This window comes from Geobacillus sp. 47C-IIb (assembly GCF_014679705.1).
Lineage (GTDB): Bacteria > Bacillota > Bacilli > Bacillales > Anoxybacillaceae > Geobacillus > Geobacillus thermodenitrificans.
Genome location: NZ_CP061473.1, coordinates 1454528 through 1470504, shown reverse-complemented (window position 1 = coordinate 1470504; position 15977 = coordinate 1454528). Strand labels below are relative to the sequence as shown.

The window sequence follows — 15977 nt, the reverse complement described above, 5'->3', positions numbered from 1 at the left end:
GAAGACAAGCAAAGGAGAGAGGAGAACATGATCGGAACGTTGCAGCGCGGCGTGCTCGCCGGGCTGAAGACGTCGTGGGCGCTCGGGAAAATCATTTTTCCGGTGACGCTCCTTTTGGCATTATTGCAGCCGACGCCGCTTTTTTCATGGCTCATTGACTTTGTTGCTCCGTTCATGAAATGGCTCGGTTTATCCGGCGATGCGGCCGTGCCGCTTGTGCTCGGCAATTTGCTTGGGCTATACGCGGCGATCGGGGCGATGTTGACGATCGAGTTTACGGTGAAGGAAGTGTTGATTTTGGCGATCATGCTTTCTTTTTGCCATAACTTGATCGTCGAATCATCGGTTGCCTCGCGTACGGGAATGAGCGTGACGCTCATGGTCATCGTGCGCGTCGGACTCGCCATTGTGTCCGCATTGCTGATTGCCCATTTATGGGATGGAGGCCAGGAAATCGCCCAATACGGCTTTATGCCGCAGGAAGACGCGCCGCCTGTCGGCTGGGGAGCGATCGCTTTGGTGGCGTTGAAGAAAGCGGCCACTGGCATCGTGCAGTTGGTCGTGATCGTCATTCCGCTGATGACGGTCATTCAAGTGTTGAAAGAACGCCATTGGATTGAGACATTTTCGCGATGGATGTCACCGGCGACGAAGGCGCTCGGCATGAGCCCGAACACGTCGCTGACGCTGGCGGCCGGGTTTGTGTTCGGCCTTGCTTATGGCGCCGGCGTCATGATTCAAGCGGCGAAAGAAGACGGCGTCTCCAAGCGTGACTTAACGTTGGCGTTCATTTTTCTCGTCTCGTGCCATGCGGTTGTGGAGGACACACTCATTTTCGTTCCGCTTGGCATTCCGGTATGGCCGCTGCTTGTGATCCGCCTAGTGACGGCCGTATTGCTGACGATGGCGGTGGCGTTCATTTGGCGCCGCCTGGAACAACCGAAAAGAAAGGAAGCCGCTTCATGACGATTCGTACCATTTTATTTGACCTTGACGGAACGTTGATTGATACAAATGAGCTGATCATCCAGTCGTTTTTGCATACGCTCGAGAAGTACTATCCGGGCCGCTATGGCCGTGAGGACGTCCTGCCGTTCATCGGCCCGTCGTTGTATGAGACGTTCGGATCACTCGATCCAGAACGGATGGAAGAAATGGTCAAGACTTACCGCACGTTTAACCATGCCCGTCATGATGAGTTGATTCGCGAGTTTGACACGGTGTATGAGACGATCGAAACGCTTCACCGCCATGGCTTCCGCCTTGGCGTGGTGACGACGAAAATTCATGACACAGCGCTCATGGGCTTGCGGAAAACGCGTTTAGAGCCGTTTTTCTCGTGCGTCATCGGTCTCGATGACGTTAGTCGTCCAAAACCGGATCCGGAACCAATTTATAAAGCGCTTGATGTGCTTCGGTCGACACCGAACGAAGCGCTCATGGTCGGCGACAACTACCACGACATCTTAGCCGGCAAAAACGCCGGTGTAAAAACGGCCGGCGTGGCGTGGTCGATTAAAGGGCGCGAGTATTTGGAACAATATGAACCGGACTTTATGCTGGAAAAAATGAGCGATTTGTTGGCCATTGTCGGCATGAACGAATGAAAGGAGGAACCATCCTCCCAGTGAGACGAACGACGAAATACCCCGTGCAAGGGGCGAACTCACTCTGGCAATTGTACCGCACCGTATCGTTTTGGAAAGTGCTGAAAAACGTCATCATTATCCAAATTGGGCGCTACACGCCGTTTTTGCCGCTGAAAAACTGGCTGTACCGCACGTTTCTTGGCATGAAGATTGGCGAACAAACGGCGCTTGCCTTTATGGTTATGCCAGATATTTTGTTTCCGGAAAACATCCGTATCGGCCGCAATTGTGTCATCGGCTACAACACGACGATTCTCGCCCACGAATATTTGGTGGACGAATACCGCCTTGGCGATGTCGTGATCGGCGATGAGGTGATGATTGGCGCCAACTCCACCATTTTGCCTGGTGTCGTCATCGGCGACCGCGCCGTCGTCGCCGCGGGCACTGTCGTCCATAAAGACGTCCCACCCGGGGCGATGGTTGCCGGCTGCCCGATGCGCATCGTTCGGATGAATGAACCGCCTTCCGAGTAACGGGGGCGGTTTTTGATTTATATAAAGAAAAGATTCTGAAAAAATGGTAAAATGAATGAAAAAACTATTTTTATCGTGTTGGAGGAGATTGACGAAAAAGGTTTTGAAAAGAAGAACGTTCATTCGTAATTCGGTCATGGCGATAACGAACGACAAGTAGCTTAAAGTGGTGAACTACTTCCATTTCGTCTTGCTTGAAGCAGGAGCGCTTGTCGGTTCTACGACGAAAGTGACCGTTTGTCTCGCTGAGCGTCACCTACATATCCGATGATTCGAAGTTCTTTCGCGCCTTGGATCATTTGGTTAAGTAGCCACATGCACAAGGTGGAGCGAAATGGACAGGCGTTTCTTCGTTTGGAAGAGTCTTTGTCCATTTTGTTGTCGATGGCGCGTTTTCTCTTGACGTAGGAGACAGCAAGGAGTAAACTACTAATAACTTCACTTCTCTACCATATTAGCAAACTAAAGTATTTAGATAAAGGGCGTGGGGACATGGCAAAAAGGCTGTTCATGTTTGAAAAACCGTTAGGCATGCGCGATACGCTGCCGTTTTTATATGAAATGAAAAAGCAAGTGCGTCGCACGATGGCGGAGGAAATCGAACGGTGGGGCTATGAGTTTATCGAGACGCCGACGTTGGAATATTATGAAACGGTTGGGACGGCGTCGGCAATTGCTGATCATCGGTTGTTTAAGCTGTTGGATCAGCAAGGACATACGCTCGTGTTGCGGCCGGATATGACGGCGCCGATCGCTCGGGTGGCGGCATCGCGGCTGTATGAGGACAGCAACCCGCTTCGATTGGCGTACAATGCCAACGTGTTCCGCGCTCAGCAGCGTGAAGGTGGCCGGCCGGCGGAGTTTGAACAAATCGGTGTTGAGTTGATCGGCGATGGCACGGTGATGGCTGATGCCGAGGTGATTAGCTTAATGGCCGCGTTGTTGAAGCGCGTGGGGCTTAGCCGCTTTTCGGTGGCGGTCGGCCATATCGGCTATGTGAACGCGTTGTTTTTGGAGATTTTAGGGAATGAAGAGCGGGCGAGCGTGCTGCGCCGTTTCTTATATGAAAAAAATTACGTTGGCTACCGCGAACATGTGAAGTCGTTGCCGCTTTCGTCCATTGATCAAAAACGTCTTCTCGATCTTCTTTCCTTGCGTGGCGGCAGTGAAGCGATCGAGGCGGCAAAAGCGCTGGTGACAAGCGAGGAAGGACAGCGAGCAGCGGATGAGCTGGCGGCGCTGTTGGCAGCGCTTAAGACGTATGGGGTGTCCGAGGCGGTGAAACTCGATATGGCACTCGTGAGCCATATGAGCTATTATACTGGCATTTTGTTTGAAGTATACGCCGAGCAAGTCGGGTTTCCGATTGGCAACGGCGGTCGGTATGATGATTTATTGGCCAAATTCTCCCGTCCGGCGCCGGCGACGGGGTTTGGGTTGCGTGTTGATCGGCTGATCGAGGCGATTGGCGAGACGGACGTCCGGGGAGAAATTGAGTGCATCGTCTTCAGCCAAGAGCGGCTTGCGGAAGCGGTTGAGCTGGCGGAGGCGAAGCGAGCGGAAGGTCAGCGCGTCGTTTTACAGCATATCACTGGTATTCGCGACATTGACGCCTACAGTCAGCGCTATCGGTCGATTGTCTATTTGCTTGGTCGGAGCGGGCACGACGGGCAGTAAACAGGGCGTCGAAGGAAGCCGGACGAGTGGCCGAAACGGCGAGAGCGGGGCACGCTGACAAAGAAAACGTGCACGCGGCGTGAATGGAATCCAACCCATTGCCGCAGGGATGGCTGCGCGGTTTATGGAGCTGACATGACAAGGAGCAGGGAGGAAGAGCGATGCTGACGATTGCGATGCCGAAAGGGCGCATTTTTGAAGAGGCGGTCGAGCTGCTGCGCCGGGCGGACTATATGCTGCCGCCGGAATTTGAAGAATCGCGAAAACTCGTCATTGACGTCGCAGAGGAAAATATGCGCTTTATTTTGGCGAAACCGATGGATGTCGTGACGTATGTGGAGCATGGGGTGGCGGATTTAGGCATAGCGGGCAAAGATGTCTTGATGGAGGAAGAACGGAACGTCTATGAGCTGCTGGATTTGCAAATCAGCCGCTGCCATTTGGCGGTGGCGGGGCTGCCCGGCGTCAAAATGAATGGGATCGCGCCCCGGGTGGCGACAAAATATCCGAATGTCGCGTCAACGTATTTCCGCGAACAAGGCGAGCAAGTTGAAATCATCCGCTTGAACGGATCGATTGAACTCGCTCCGCTTATCGGTTTGGCCGACCGGATTGTGGATATTGTTTCGACAGGAAGGACGTTGAAAGAAAACGGGCTTGTTGAACTCGAACGGATCGCTGACGTGACGTCGCGTCTTATTGTCAATCCGGCAAGCTACCGGTTGAATGGCGAGGTGATTGAGCGGTTGGTCGACCGATTAGCGGCGGTCATCCCACAACCGTAGGAAAAGGGGAACCGGACGGTTTCCCATGAATGGATTGGTAGAGATTCGGGACTGGTGTTGCCGAATGGTGGAGCGGCGTTGACAGCGCTGAAAAGGTTGCCAATGGACGAAAACCGATGGACGTCACAGAAAGGGGAGCGAACGATGAAAATCGAACGGGTGCAAGGAGGCGTCTCGCTAAGGCGCACGATTGAAAGCGGGACGGACGAGCAGCGACGAGCAGTGCTCGACATTATCGCCGCAGTGCGCGCCCGCGGTGACGCGGCGTTGAAGGAGTATACAGAACAGTTTGACGGCGTCAAGTTGGAGACGCTTCAGGTGACGGAGGAAGAAATGAAGCGGGCTCATGCGGCGCTGAGCCCGGAGATGCTGGCAGTCATCCGTGAAGCGGCGACGAACATTCGCGACTATCATGAGCGGCAAAAGCGCCAATCATGGTGGATGACGAAAGAAGATGGCACGATTCTCGGGCAAAAGGTGACGCCGCTTGACGCGGTCGGGCTGTATGTTCCAGGAGGGACAGCCGCCTATCCGTCGTCCGTGCTCATGAACGTCATCCCTGCGCAAGTGGCGGGCGTGAAGCGGATTGTCATTGCCTCTCCTCCGAATGCGGATGGCTCGCTTCCTGACGGGGTGCTGGCCGCGGCGTATGAGCTGGGAGTGACGGAAGTTTACAAAGTGGGCGGTGCGCAGGCGATCGCCGCTCTTGCTTATGGAACGGAAACGATTCGGCCGGTCGATAAAATTTTCGGGCCGGGCAACATTTATGTGGCGTTGGCGAAACGGGAAGTGTTTGGACATGTGGCGATCGACATGATCGCCGGGCCGAGCGAAATTGTCGTATTGGCTGATGAGACAGCCTATGCGGATGAAATTGCTGCTGACTTGTTGTCACAGGCCGAGCATGATGTACGGGCGTCGGCCATTTTAGTGACGCCCTCGATGAAACTCGCCTTGGCGGTGGCAAGTGAGGTGGAACGGCAGTTGGAGACGCTGCCGCGTCGTGAGATTGCCCAAGCGGCGTTAGAAACCTACGGTGCCATTTATGTGACCGAGACGCTTGATGAGGCGGTTGATGTGGTCAATGAGCTGGCGCCCGAGCATTTGGAAGTGATGACGGCAGAACCGATGGCGCTATTAGGGAAGCTACGCCATGCCGGGGCAATGTTTTTTGGCCGTTTCAGCTCCGAGCCGGTTGGTGACTATTTTGCCGGGCCAAACCATGTGCTGCCGACGAACGGGACGGCGAGATTCTCAAGCGGCTTGAGCGTCGATGAGTTTGTGAAAAAATCGAGCGTGATCGTTTACAGTGAGGCCGCGCTCCGTGAACACGGCAAGGACATCGCTGCGTTTGCCCGCTTAGAGGGGCTGGAGGCGCATGCGCGCGCCATCGAGGTGCGGTTGAAAAAAGAAAGAGGGGAACGATAATGGCGAGAGAAGCGACGATCGCAAGAACGACGAATGAGACAAGCATTCAGTTGTCGTTTTCGTTGGATGGTGAAGGGAAGGCCGAGCTCGAGACGGGGGTGCCGTTTTTGACTCATATGCTCGATTTGTTTGCCAAACATGGACAGTTTGATTTGCGAGTCGATGCGAAAGGTGATACGCATATTGACGATCACCATACGACTGAAGATATCGGCATTTGCCTCGGACAAGCGATTAAAGAAGCGCTTGGCGACAAAAAAGGAATCAAGCGATACGGCAACGCGTTTGTGCCGATGGATGACGCGTTGGCGCAAGTCGTCATCGATTTAAGCAACCGCCCGCATTTTGAGTTTCGCGGCGAATTTCCGGCGGCCAAAGTCGGCACGTTCGACGTCGAGCTGGTTTATGAGTTTTTATGGAAGCTGGCGCTTGAGGCGCGGATGAACTTGCATGTCATCGTCCATTATGGACGCAATACGCACCATATGATCGAAGCCGTGTTTAAAGCGCTTGGGCGGGCGCTCGATGAAGCGACGATGGTCGACCCGCGCGTCAAAGGCGTCCCGTCGACAAAAGGCATGCTTTGACGCTGCGCTTGACGTACCATTGATGAAAGGAATGGGATGACGATGATCGGGGTAATCGATTATGGCATGGGCAACTTATATAGCGTCAGCAAAGCGCTCGAGCGGCTCGGCTGCCCGTATATCGTGAGCGGCGACAAAGAGGAGTTGGCGCGGGTGCGCGGGCTCATTTTGCCTGGGGTTGGTTCGTTCCGCGATGCGATGCACATTTTACGTGAAACCGGGTTGGCTGATTTTATTCGTTCGGCGGTCCAGGATGGCACGCCGTTGTTAGGCATTTGTTTAGGGATGCAGTTGCTGTTTGACGAAAGTGAGGAAAACGGACCGACCGAAGGGCTCGGTTTGCTTCGCGGTCGCGTTGTCCGTTTTCCAGGTGTGACGAATGACGGCGAGCCGTACAAAGTGCCGCATATGGGGTGGAATCGGCTTCGTTTCCATCGCTCGTCGCCGCTTCTTGACGGCGTCGAGGAAGGGCATGTGTATTTTGTCCATTCGTATTACGTCGTCCCAGGCGAAGAAGAAGTCGTGCTCGCAAGCAGTGAATACGACGTTGATGTTCCAGCGGTCGTTGGGCGCGACAATGTGTTTGGCACACAGTTTCATCCGGAAAAAAGCGGCGCGGTCGGCATGAGCATTTTGAACCGTTATGTCGGCATCGTCACAGGAAGGGAGAATGGCTGATGGCATCGTTTACGATTTACCCGGCCATCGATATGCGCGGCGGCAAATGTGTTCGCCTGCTGCAAGGTGATTACAACAAAGAAACGGTGTACGGTGATTCACCAGTCGCGATGGCTGAGCAATTCGCCGCCCAAGGGGCAGAGTGGATTCATATGGTGGATTTGGATGGGGCCAAAGAAGGACGCCGGGTGAACGATCGGTTTGTGATTGAAGCGGCCAATCGGCTTTCGGTGAATGTCCAAGTCGGCGGCGGCATTCGTACGGAGGAAGATGTCGCTTACTATTTGGAACGCGGCGTCGCCCGTGTCATCTTAGGGAGTGCCGCCATTTCCAATCCGACGTTTGTGAAAAAGATGTTGCAAACGTACGGCCGCCGCATCGTCATCGGCATCGACGCTCGCGACGGCTTCGTGGCGACAGAAGGCTGGCTTGAGACGTCGAACGTGAAAGCGGAAGAGCTCGGCCAAATGCTTGCTGAAGCGGGGGCGGAGACGTTTATTTTCACCGATATTGCCACTGATGGCACGCTGTCGGGGCCGAACATCACCGCTGCGGTCCGGTTGGCGGAGGCGACTGGAAAAGAAGTCATCGCCTCCGGTGGCGTCCGTTCTCTGGATGATTTGCGCGCGCTCCGCGAATACGCCGAACAAGGCATCGGTGGGGCGATCGTTGGCAAGGCGCTGTACACAAACCAATTTACGCTCGCGGAAGCGTTAAAGGCGGTGAACGAGCGGTGATCACAAAGCGCATCATTCCGTGCTTGGATGTGAAAGACGGCCGCGTTGTCAAAGGGGTGCAGTTCGTTCAGTTGCGCGATGCTGGTGATCCAGTCGAACTCGCGAAAGCATACGATGAACAAGGGGCGGACGAGCTCGTCTTTTTAGATATTTCCGCCTCGCACGAAGGACGGAAAACGATGGTTGATGTCGTCGAGCGCGTCGCTGCCCAGCTGGCTATTCCGTTTACAGTTGGCGGCGGCATTCATTCACTTGACGATATGAAACGCATTTTACGCGCGGGCGCGGACAAAGTGTCGCTCAATACGGCGGCGGTGCTTCATCCATCGTTAGTAACCGAAGGAGCGGACTTTTTCGGCTCGCAATGCATCGTCGTTGCGATTGATGCGAAATATGATGACACGATCGGGTCATGGCGCGTCTATACGCACGGCGGCCGCAATGCGACAGAATGGGAAGTCGTCGCCTGGGCGAAAGAAGCGGTGCGCCTTGGTGCTGGAGAAATTTTGTTAACGAGCATGGATGCCGACGGCGGGAAAAACGGCTTTGACGTTGAGTTGACACGGCGAGTGAGCGAAGCGGTCTCCGTTCCGGTTATCGCGTCTGGCGGCGCCGGTAAGGCGGAGCATTTTTTGGACGTCTTTGAGCGGGGGAAAGCCGATGCGGCGTTGGCAGCGTCTATTTTCCATTATAAAGAAACGTCCGTCGGGCAAGTGAAGGCGTACTTAAGAGAGAGGGGGGTCAACGTGCGATGATAGCGGACATTCGGTTTGACGAGAAGGGGCTTGTGCCTGCCATCGTTCAAGATGCGCAAAGCAAAGAAGTGCTCATGCTTGCGTATATGAACAAAGAATCGCTCGAAAAAACGCTCGAGACAGGGGAAACGTGGTTTTACAGCCGCTCTCGTCAAGAACTTTGGCATAAAGGAGCGACGTCAGGAAACGTGCAGCGTGTCGTGGACATTCGCTACGACTGTGACGCCGATACGCTCCTTGTGCTTGTTGAGCCGGCCGGCCCGGCTTGCCATACCGGGTCGTATTCCTGCTTTTCCCGCTCGCTAAATGGCGAGGCGCGCACGCCAACCGCCGATCGGTTCGCGATTTTGAATGAGCTTGAACAAATTATTGCCCAGCGCGACGCTGAACGGCCGGAAGGCGCGTATACGACGTATTTGTTTGAAAAAGGCGTCGATAAAATTTTGAAAAAGGTCGGTGAAGAGGCGGCAGAGGTGATTATCGCCGCGAAAAATCGGAGCCATGATGAGTTAAAATGGGAAGCGGCCGACTTGCTGTATCATTTGCTTGTGCTGTTGCGTGAACAAAAACTGCCGCTTGACGCGGTGCTGGCAACGCTTGTCGAGCGGCATGCGCAAAAAACAGGAGCAGTCGAAAATAAATAATTAAGAACTAATCGGGAACGACGCTTGTTTCCGAGGGGAAAACAGGATGCCCGTTGATGCCCGCCTGCACGGTCCATTGTTCATCTTGACGAACGATGGGAAGCAGGTGAACAGGCAAGGGCATCTTTTTTATGCGAGCGCATGCTCCGTTACCAAGTGTTTGCCGATGGTGTTTAGCAGGAGGAGATGGACTGAGTTTTTGGTCTCTTCCTTTTTAGGTGGGGAGGGGGTGTGCCCGTCAGCGGTGACAAAGTTTTTTGTTTGTTTCCGGCGGCAGTATGGTATACTGTTGTTCGACGAATTTTACGGACGACGGAGGACAGAATGGGGAAACAACTGAAGCGACCACCACGAAAAGCAACGATTGTGCCATTTATCCAAAGCGCGGACTATTTTTTTAAAAAAGGGATGAGAGCGTACGAGCGGGGCGATTTATATAAAGCAAGGAAATATTTTGAGCGCGCTGTCCGGCTTGATGAGCGCGATGCATCGTTCGCCTTGCAGCTTGCCCTTGTATTGTCCGAGCTTGGCGAATACCAAGTGTCCAATCAATGGTTACTCAAAATTATTCACGATTTAGACGAAACGATGTACGATTGTCTATATTTTTTGGCGAACAATTACGCTTGTCTTGGCTTGTTTCGTGAAGCGACGCAATATGCGGAACAGTATTTGACATGCGAATCAGACGGGGAGTTCGCTGATGATGCCGCCGATTTGTTGGAGCTGCTTAAACTCGACCGCCACGATGTAAGCGAAGAGCAAGAGCAGCTGATCACCATGCAGGAGCGGGCCCGGCATTTGCTTGAGCAAGAGCGGTTTGCGGAAGCGATTGAGGCGTTAGAAGCGATCGTTTCCCGGTATCCGGAATTTTGGTCGGCGCACAACAATTTGGCGCTTGCTTATTTTTACAACGGTGACGTGGAAAGGGCGAAACAAAAGCTGCTTGAGGTGTTGAAGCGTGATCCCGGTAATTTGCATGCACTTTGCAATGCGCTCGTTTTCGCCTATTATTTGCATGATCAAGAAGAGGTGGCTGCTCTTTGCGAGACGCTCGCTTCGGTCTACCCGTTTTTCCGCGAACACCAATATAAGCTTGGCGCCACCTTTGCCCTTGTCGGGCGGTTCGACTCGGCGTTTCGCTGGTTGTACCGCCTCTATAAGAACGGTTTTGACGGCGACGGGCCGTTTTACTACTGGCTTGCTTATTCCGCGTATCATATTGGACACGAATCGCTAGCCCGACAAGTGTGGGAAACGCTCACTACCCTTCACCCGGAAAAGCGCGGCGAGGAGCCTTGGGCTGTTCCGGCGCTGTTCGATGAAACACTCCTCCGCATTGTTCACTTGTTTGAGGGAGAAGAGCTCGCTGACCGGCTGTGCGGGTTGTATTTGTTCAGCCGTTCGCCGCAAGCGGAAGAGACCGCATTGTCGCTGGCTGTCTGCCGTCTTTTGCCGGCCGACCCGCGCCTGCGCCCGTTTATTGATTCTTTTTTGTTCGGATTGGATGATGGGCGGTCCGCTTGGGCAGCGAATATCGGCCGCATGGTCGATGTGCTTTTGGCAAATAATGAGGAAAAGGAGGCGCTCTGCCGCTTCGCCTTCACAATGGCTGCCCACCCGTCAGCCCAGGGCGAACCGTTTGTGAACGGAGCTGCATGGGCGGCAGCGATCGAATATGTTTGGCGCCAGCAACAAGGGGAACGTGTGACGCAAAAAACGATGGCGGCGAAATACGGCGTTTCTACGACGACTGTAAAAAAGTATGTACAAAAAGCGCGCCAGTTGGATTCATGAGCCACCATGGGGACGGCGAATGTGTGAGCAAATCAATAGACGTCATGCTGTGACTTTTATACGATGAAGATGGAGTGATTTTTGAGCGAAGGAGTGGACGTTGTGGCAGACGAAAAAATTTATGACGTCATTATTGCTGGAGCCGGGCCGGCAGGGCTAACGGCGGCTGTGTATACATCACGTGCCAATTTGTCAACGCTGATGATCGAACGCGGCGTCCCGGGCGGGCAAATGGTCAATACGGAAGAAGTCGAGAACTATCCTGGATTTGAGACGATTTTAGGACCGGAATTGGCCACAAAAATGTTTGAACATGCGAAAAAATTTGGTGCGGAATACGCCTACGGTGATGTGAAAGAAATCATTGACGGTGAGGCGTACAAAACAGTCGTTGTCGGCGACAAAGAATATAAAGCGCGCGCGGTCATTATCGCCACCGGGGCCGAATATAAAAAGCTCGGCGTGCCAGGTGAAGCAGAGCTTGGCGGCCGCGGCGTCTCGTACTGTGCCGTTTGTGATGGGGCATTTTTTAAAGGAAAAGACTTGGTTGTCGTCGGCGGCGGCGACTCAGCGGTTGAAGAAGGGGTGTATTTAACCCGCTTTGCCAATAAAGTGACGATTGTCCACCGCCGCGACCAACTGCGGGCGCAAAAAATTTTGCAAGACCGGGCGTTTGCGAATGAAAAAGTGGATTTTATTTGGAATCATACAGTGAAACAAATCAATGAAAAAGATGGAAAAGTCGGCAGCGTGACGCTCGTTCATACGCAGACTGGGGAAGAGCGTGAATTCCCGTGTGATGGTGTCTTTATTTACATCGGGATGGTGCCGCTCTCCAAGCCATTTGCGAACCTCGGCATCACGAACGAAAACGGCTATATTGTGACGAACGAGAAAATGGAAACAAAAGTACCTGGCATTTTCGCTGCCGGTGATGTGCGGGAAAAAATGCTCCGGCAAATCGTCACGGCAACCGGTGATGGCAGCATTGCCGCGCAAAGCGCCCAACATTACGTCGAGGAACTGAAAGAAAAATTGAATGCGCAAGGGGCCAACTGAGCCGGTAACGAAACCGCAACGAAACCGTAATGGTTATTTAATCCAGATGTAACACGAATGCAACACATATGTCGTATGCTATAAGTAAGTAATTGACCCCCTTTTATATAGATCTTTATGGATCGGCGTGGACGTTTGTCCGCGCCTCTTTTTTTGGGGCTGTTTGCCGGCTATTTTCATTTCCAACGGTTTGTCGATGGGATTGGCTTAACTATTTATGTATTTATGGTAAAATGGAAATGATGATGGATGTGTTTGTTCCATGTTTGGGGTGAATGAATTGCAACGGGTAACGAATTGCGTATTATATAAAGACGGCCGAGTGCTGCTTTTGCAAAAGCCGAAGCGGGGCTGGTGGGTCGCCCCGGGCGGCAAAATGGAGCCTGGTGAGACGGTGCGCGAAGCATGCATTCGCGAATACCGGGAAGAGACGGGGATTTATTTAAAAAACCCGCGGCTCAAAGGCGTGTTTACCGTCATGATCAAAGACGGTGAGCAAACGGTGTCCGAATGGATGATGTTTACCTTTTTCGCTGAGGACTTCGTTGGTGAAAATGTAGCGTCTTCGGAAGAAGGCACGCTTGCTTGGCACGATGTTGAGACGCTTTCGGAACTGCCAATGGCTCCAGGTGACTACCATATTTTAGACTACGCCTTAAAAGGCGAAGGGGTCATGTACGGCGCCTTTGTGTATACGGAGGAGTTTGAGCTGCTTTCGTATCGCCTTGATCCGAGTTGACGGAGAGGAGAGAAGGAAATGGGGCAAAACGGGACGGTGCAACCGACCCAGCTCGTGATTATTACCGGCATGTCCGGAGCGGGGAAAACGGTGGCGATTCAAAGTTTTGAAGACCTTGGCTTTTTTTGTGTCGACAATTTGCCGCCAACGTTGTTGCCGAAGTTTTTGGAGCTTGTGAAAGAGTCCGGGAATAAAATGAATAAAGTCGCGCTCGTCATGGACTTGCGCAGCCGCGACTTTTTTGACCATTTGTTCGTTGCGTTGGATGAATTGGCCGAACAGGAGTGGATTGTGCCGCAAATTTTGTTTTTAGACGCCCAAGACTCAACCCTTGTCGCGCGCTACAAGGAAACGCGGCGGACGCACCCGCTTGCGCCGAACGAGCCGCCGCTTGAAGGGATCCGCCTGGAGCGGCAGCTGCTTGAGGAAATTAAAGGGCGGGCGCAAATCATTTACGATACAACCGGGCTCAAGCCGCGCGAGCTGCGCGAAAAAATTGTCCGTCAGTTTTCCGTGCACGCCCAGTCGGGGTTTACGGTCAACGTCATGTCGTTCGGATTTAAATACGGCATCCCGATTGACGCCGATTTAGTGTTTGATGTCCGCTTTTTGCCGAATCCATATTATATTGAGCATATGCGCCCGAAAACCGGGCTCGATGACGAAGTGTCATCGTATGTGCTAAAATGGGGAGAAACACAAAAATTTTTAGAAAAGTTGCTTGACTTATTGGCGTTTATGTTGCCTTATTACCAGCGCGAGGGGAAAAGCCAGTTGGTCATTGCCATCGGTTGCACGGGAGGGCAACACCGCTCGGTGGCGTTGGCGGAATATATCGCTCGCCATTTTTCTGCCGATTATAAAACGGTTGTCTCGCACCGGGACATGGAGAGGAGAAAGGAAGCGCATCGATGAGAGATGAACAAACAGCAAAAGTTGTTGTCATCGGCGGTGGCACCGGGCTTCCTGTCTTGTTGCGGGGGCTGAAGCAATATGATCTTGACTTAACTGCCATTGTCACCGTCGCCGATGACGGGGGAAGCTCCGGGCGGCTGCGCGATGAGTTGCGCGTCCCCCCGCCTGGGGATGTTCGCAACGTGTTGGCAGCGCTGTCTGACGTCGAACCGCTCATTGTCGAGTTGTTTCAACATCGCTTTCAAAATGGCAATGGCTTATCCGGCCATTCGCTCGGCAATTTAATTTTAGCGGCGCTCACATCGATCACCGGTGATTTTATGACGGCGATTCGCGAAATGAGCAAAGTGCTGAACGTGCACGGTCAAGTGCTGCCAGCGGCGAACAAAAGTGTCGTGCTTCATGCTGAAATGGAAGATGGTTCGATTGTTTCCGGCGAGTCCAAAATTCCGAATACGGGAAAAAAGATTCAGAGGGTGTTTTTAACTCCGGAAGATATTGAACCGCTGCCGGAAACGATTGACGCCATCCGCTGCGCCGATTTGATCGTCATCGCACCGGGAAGTCTATATACGAGCATTTTGCCAAATTTGCTCGTGCCAAAAATCGGGCAGGAAGTATGCAAGGCGAAAGCGAAAAAAGTATATATATGCAACATTATGACCCAGGCTGGCGAGACGCCTCACTATACGGTGAGTGATCATGTGAAGGCGCTTCACAGCCACCTTGGCTGCCCGTTTTTAGATGCAGTGATCGTCAACAACGGGGCGATTCCGGAAGCGATCCGCCGCCGCTACGAGGAGGAGCGGGCCGAGCCGGTGCGTGACGATAGCAGCGGACTTGGCGTCCAAGTGATTCATGACAACATCGTTACGTATGATGATGGGGTCATTCGTCATAATACAACGAAAGTCGCCTCCCTTCTTCTTGGGCTGCTTCCCCGCCGCTAGGCAGACGCCGGGCGGCTCGGGGCAAGATATTGTGATGAAGCACCGGAGTGAGGAGGCGACAGATGGCCGCGCCGAGGTTCAGACACCTCCAACCGGCCGATGCGGGGAACGAATGGAGGTGAAGCGATCGTGTCTTTTGCGTCAGAAACGAAAAAAGAACTCACCAATCTAGAAGTGAAGCACTGTTGTCTGCGGGCGGAACTGTCGGCGCTGTTGCGTATGAACGGTTCGCTGTCGTTTTCCGGCGGGCGGATGACAGTCGATGTTCAGACAGAAAACGCGGCGATTGCCCGGCGTATTTATATGTTGCTCCGAAAAGGATATGATGTCGCCGTTGAGCTGTTTGTCCGCAAAAAGATGCGTTTAAAGAAAAATAACGTTTATATCGTCCGCATTACTGACGGTGCGGCCTCATTGCTTCGGGAGCTTTATATTTGGAACGGTGATTTTTCGTTCGTTCACGATATTTCTCCGGAGCTCATCAAGAAAAAGTGCTGTAAGCGTTCGTATTTGCGAGGCGCATTTTTGGCGGGCGGTTCGGTCAACAACCCGGAGACGTCCTCGTACCATTTAGAGATTTTTTCTTTGTATGAGGAACATAATCGGTCGTTATGTGAATTAATGAACAGTCACTTTTTTTTAAATGCCAAAACGTTGGAACGGAAAAAGGGGTTTATTACGTATTTAAAAGAGGCGGAAAAAATCGCGGAGTTTTTAAACATTATCGGCGCCCACCAAGCGCTGCTTCGCTTTGAAGATATTCGTATCGTCCGCGATATGCGCAACTCGGTCAATCGGCTCGTCAACTGTGAAACGGCCAATTTGAACAAAACGATCGGCGCCGCGCTCCGCCAAGTGGAAAACATCCGCTACATCGATGAAACGATCGGCCTTGATTCACTGCCGGCGAAACTGCGGGAAATTGCCAAACTCCGCATCGAGCATCAAGATGTCACCTTAAAGGAACTTGGTGAGATGGTCGCAGGTGGAAAAATCAGCAAATCCGGCATCAACCACCGCCTGCGCAAAATTGACGAAATTGCTGAACGGCTGAGAGCCGGAAAGCCGGTCGATTTCCATAAATCGCTGTAAGGGGGAGAT

At 53.0% G+C, this 15977-nt stretch carries 18 protein-coding genes; all 18 read left to right on the top strand.

The features are described 5' to 3' along the window. Window positions 1-27 precede the first annotated feature (27 nt). The 18 genes from IC804_RS07590 to whiA all read left to right on the top strand — a co-directional run bounded on the left by IC804_RS07590 (window position 28) and on the right by whiA (window position 15968). Complete coding sequence (locus tag IC804_RS07590; RefSeq protein ID WP_008880314.1) at window positions 28-966, top strand: nucleoside recognition domain-containing protein; 939 nt, start codon at window positions 28-30, stop codon at window positions 964-966. Continuing rightward, window positions 963-1607, top strand: coding sequence for a pyrophosphatase PpaX (ppaX, locus tag IC804_RS07585; RefSeq protein ID WP_081157327.1), 645 nt, complete (start codon window positions 963-965; stop codon window positions 1605-1607). The genes IC804_RS07590 and ppaX overlap by 4 nt, the downstream gene beginning before the upstream one ends. A 20-nt stretch (window positions 1608-1627) precedes the next feature. After that, window positions 1628-2125: an acyltransferase gene (locus tag IC804_RS07580; protein WP_011888179.1), complete on the top strand. Its 498-nt coding sequence runs from the start codon at window positions 1628-1630 to the stop codon at window positions 2123-2125. Between the two features lie 492 nt (window positions 2126-2617). Further along, complete coding sequence (locus IC804_RS07575; RefSeq protein WP_081157326.1) at window positions 2618-3802, top strand: ATP phosphoribosyltransferase regulatory subunit; 1185 nt, start codon at window positions 2618-2620, stop codon at window positions 3800-3802. Between the two features lie 161 nt (window positions 3803-3963). Next, entirely contained in the window at window positions 3964-4587 is a 624-nt protein-coding gene (gene hisG / locus IC804_RS07570) for an ATP phosphoribosyltransferase (RefSeq protein WP_008880310.1), read from the top strand. A gap of 144 nt (window positions 4588-4731) precedes the next feature. Then, on the top strand, window positions 4732-6015 hold the full coding sequence (hisD, locus tag IC804_RS07565; protein WP_041264708.1) for a histidinol dehydrogenase: 1284 nt from the start codon (window positions 4732-4734) through the stop codon (window positions 6013-6015). Next, on the top strand, window positions 6015-6602 hold the full coding sequence (gene hisB / locus IC804_RS07560; protein ID WP_008880308.1) for an imidazoleglycerol-phosphate dehydratase HisB: 588 nt from the start codon (window positions 6015-6017) through the stop codon (window positions 6600-6602). The genes hisD and hisB overlap by 1 nt, the downstream gene beginning before the upstream one ends. Before the next feature lie 36 nt (window positions 6603-6638). After that, complete coding sequence (hisH, locus tag IC804_RS07555; RefSeq protein ID WP_008880307.1) at window positions 6639-7280, top strand: imidazole glycerol phosphate synthase subunit HisH; 642 nt, start codon at window positions 6639-6641, stop codon at window positions 7278-7280. Beyond that, the gene (hisA, locus tag IC804_RS07550) at window positions 7280-8017 is read left to right on the top strand and encodes a 1-(5-phosphoribosyl)-5-[(5-phosphoribosylamino)methylideneamino]imidazole-4-carboxamide isomerase (RefSeq protein WP_008880306.1); all 738 of its coding nucleotides are present in this window, start codon (window positions 7280-7282) and stop codon (window positions 8015-8017) included. The genes hisH and hisA overlap by 1 nt, the downstream gene beginning before the upstream one ends. After that, a complete protein-coding gene (hisF, locus tag IC804_RS07545; protein ID WP_008880305.1) occupies window positions 8014-8772 on the top strand; it encodes an imidazole glycerol phosphate synthase subunit HisF in 759 nt (252 codons plus the stop codon). Before hisA ends, hisF begins: the two co-directional genes overlap by 4 nt. Continuing rightward, window positions 8769-9416, top strand: coding sequence for a bifunctional phosphoribosyl-AMP cyclohydrolase/phosphoribosyl-ATP diphosphatase HisIE (gene hisIE, locus IC804_RS07540; RefSeq protein WP_008880304.1), 648 nt, complete (start codon window positions 8769-8771; stop codon window positions 9414-9416). Before hisF ends, hisIE begins: the two co-directional genes overlap by 4 nt. Before the next feature lie 324 nt (window positions 9417-9740). After that, complete coding sequence (locus IC804_RS07535; protein WP_008880302.1) at window positions 9741-11213, top strand: tetratricopeptide repeat protein; 1473 nt, start codon at window positions 9741-9743, stop codon at window positions 11211-11213. 102 nt (window positions 11214-11315) lie between these two features. Continuing rightward, window positions 11316-12272, top strand: coding sequence for a thioredoxin-disulfide reductase (gene trxB / locus IC804_RS07530; protein WP_008880301.1), 957 nt, complete (start codon window positions 11316-11318; stop codon window positions 12270-12272). A gap of 117 nt (window positions 12273-12389) precedes the next feature. Then, window positions 12390-12515, top strand: coding sequence for a hypothetical protein (locus tag IC804_RS18825; RefSeq protein WP_255505903.1), 126 nt, complete (start codon window positions 12390-12392; stop codon window positions 12513-12515). A gap of 19 nt (window positions 12516-12534) precedes the next feature. Further along, window positions 12535-13011, top strand: coding sequence for an NUDIX hydrolase (locus tag IC804_RS07525; RefSeq protein ID WP_008880300.1), 477 nt, complete (start codon window positions 12535-12537; stop codon window positions 13009-13011). Window positions 13012-13029: 18 nt separating this feature from the next. After that, window positions 13030-13926 (top strand): RNase adapter RapZ, encoded by an 897-nt coding sequence (gene rapZ / locus IC804_RS07520; protein ID WP_011888173.1) that lies wholly within the window; start codon window positions 13030-13032, stop codon window positions 13924-13926. Beyond that, a complete protein-coding gene (yvcK, locus tag IC804_RS07515) occupies window positions 13923-14876 on the top strand; it encodes a gluconeogenesis factor YvcK family protein (protein WP_008880298.1) in 954 nt (317 codons plus the stop codon). Before rapZ ends, yvcK begins: the two co-directional genes overlap by 4 nt. A gap of 129 nt (window positions 14877-15005) precedes the next feature. Further along, a complete protein-coding gene (whiA, locus tag IC804_RS07510) occupies window positions 15006-15968 on the top strand; it encodes a DNA-binding protein WhiA (protein ID WP_008880297.1) in 963 nt (320 codons plus the stop codon). Window positions 15969-15977 lie beyond the last annotated feature (9 nt).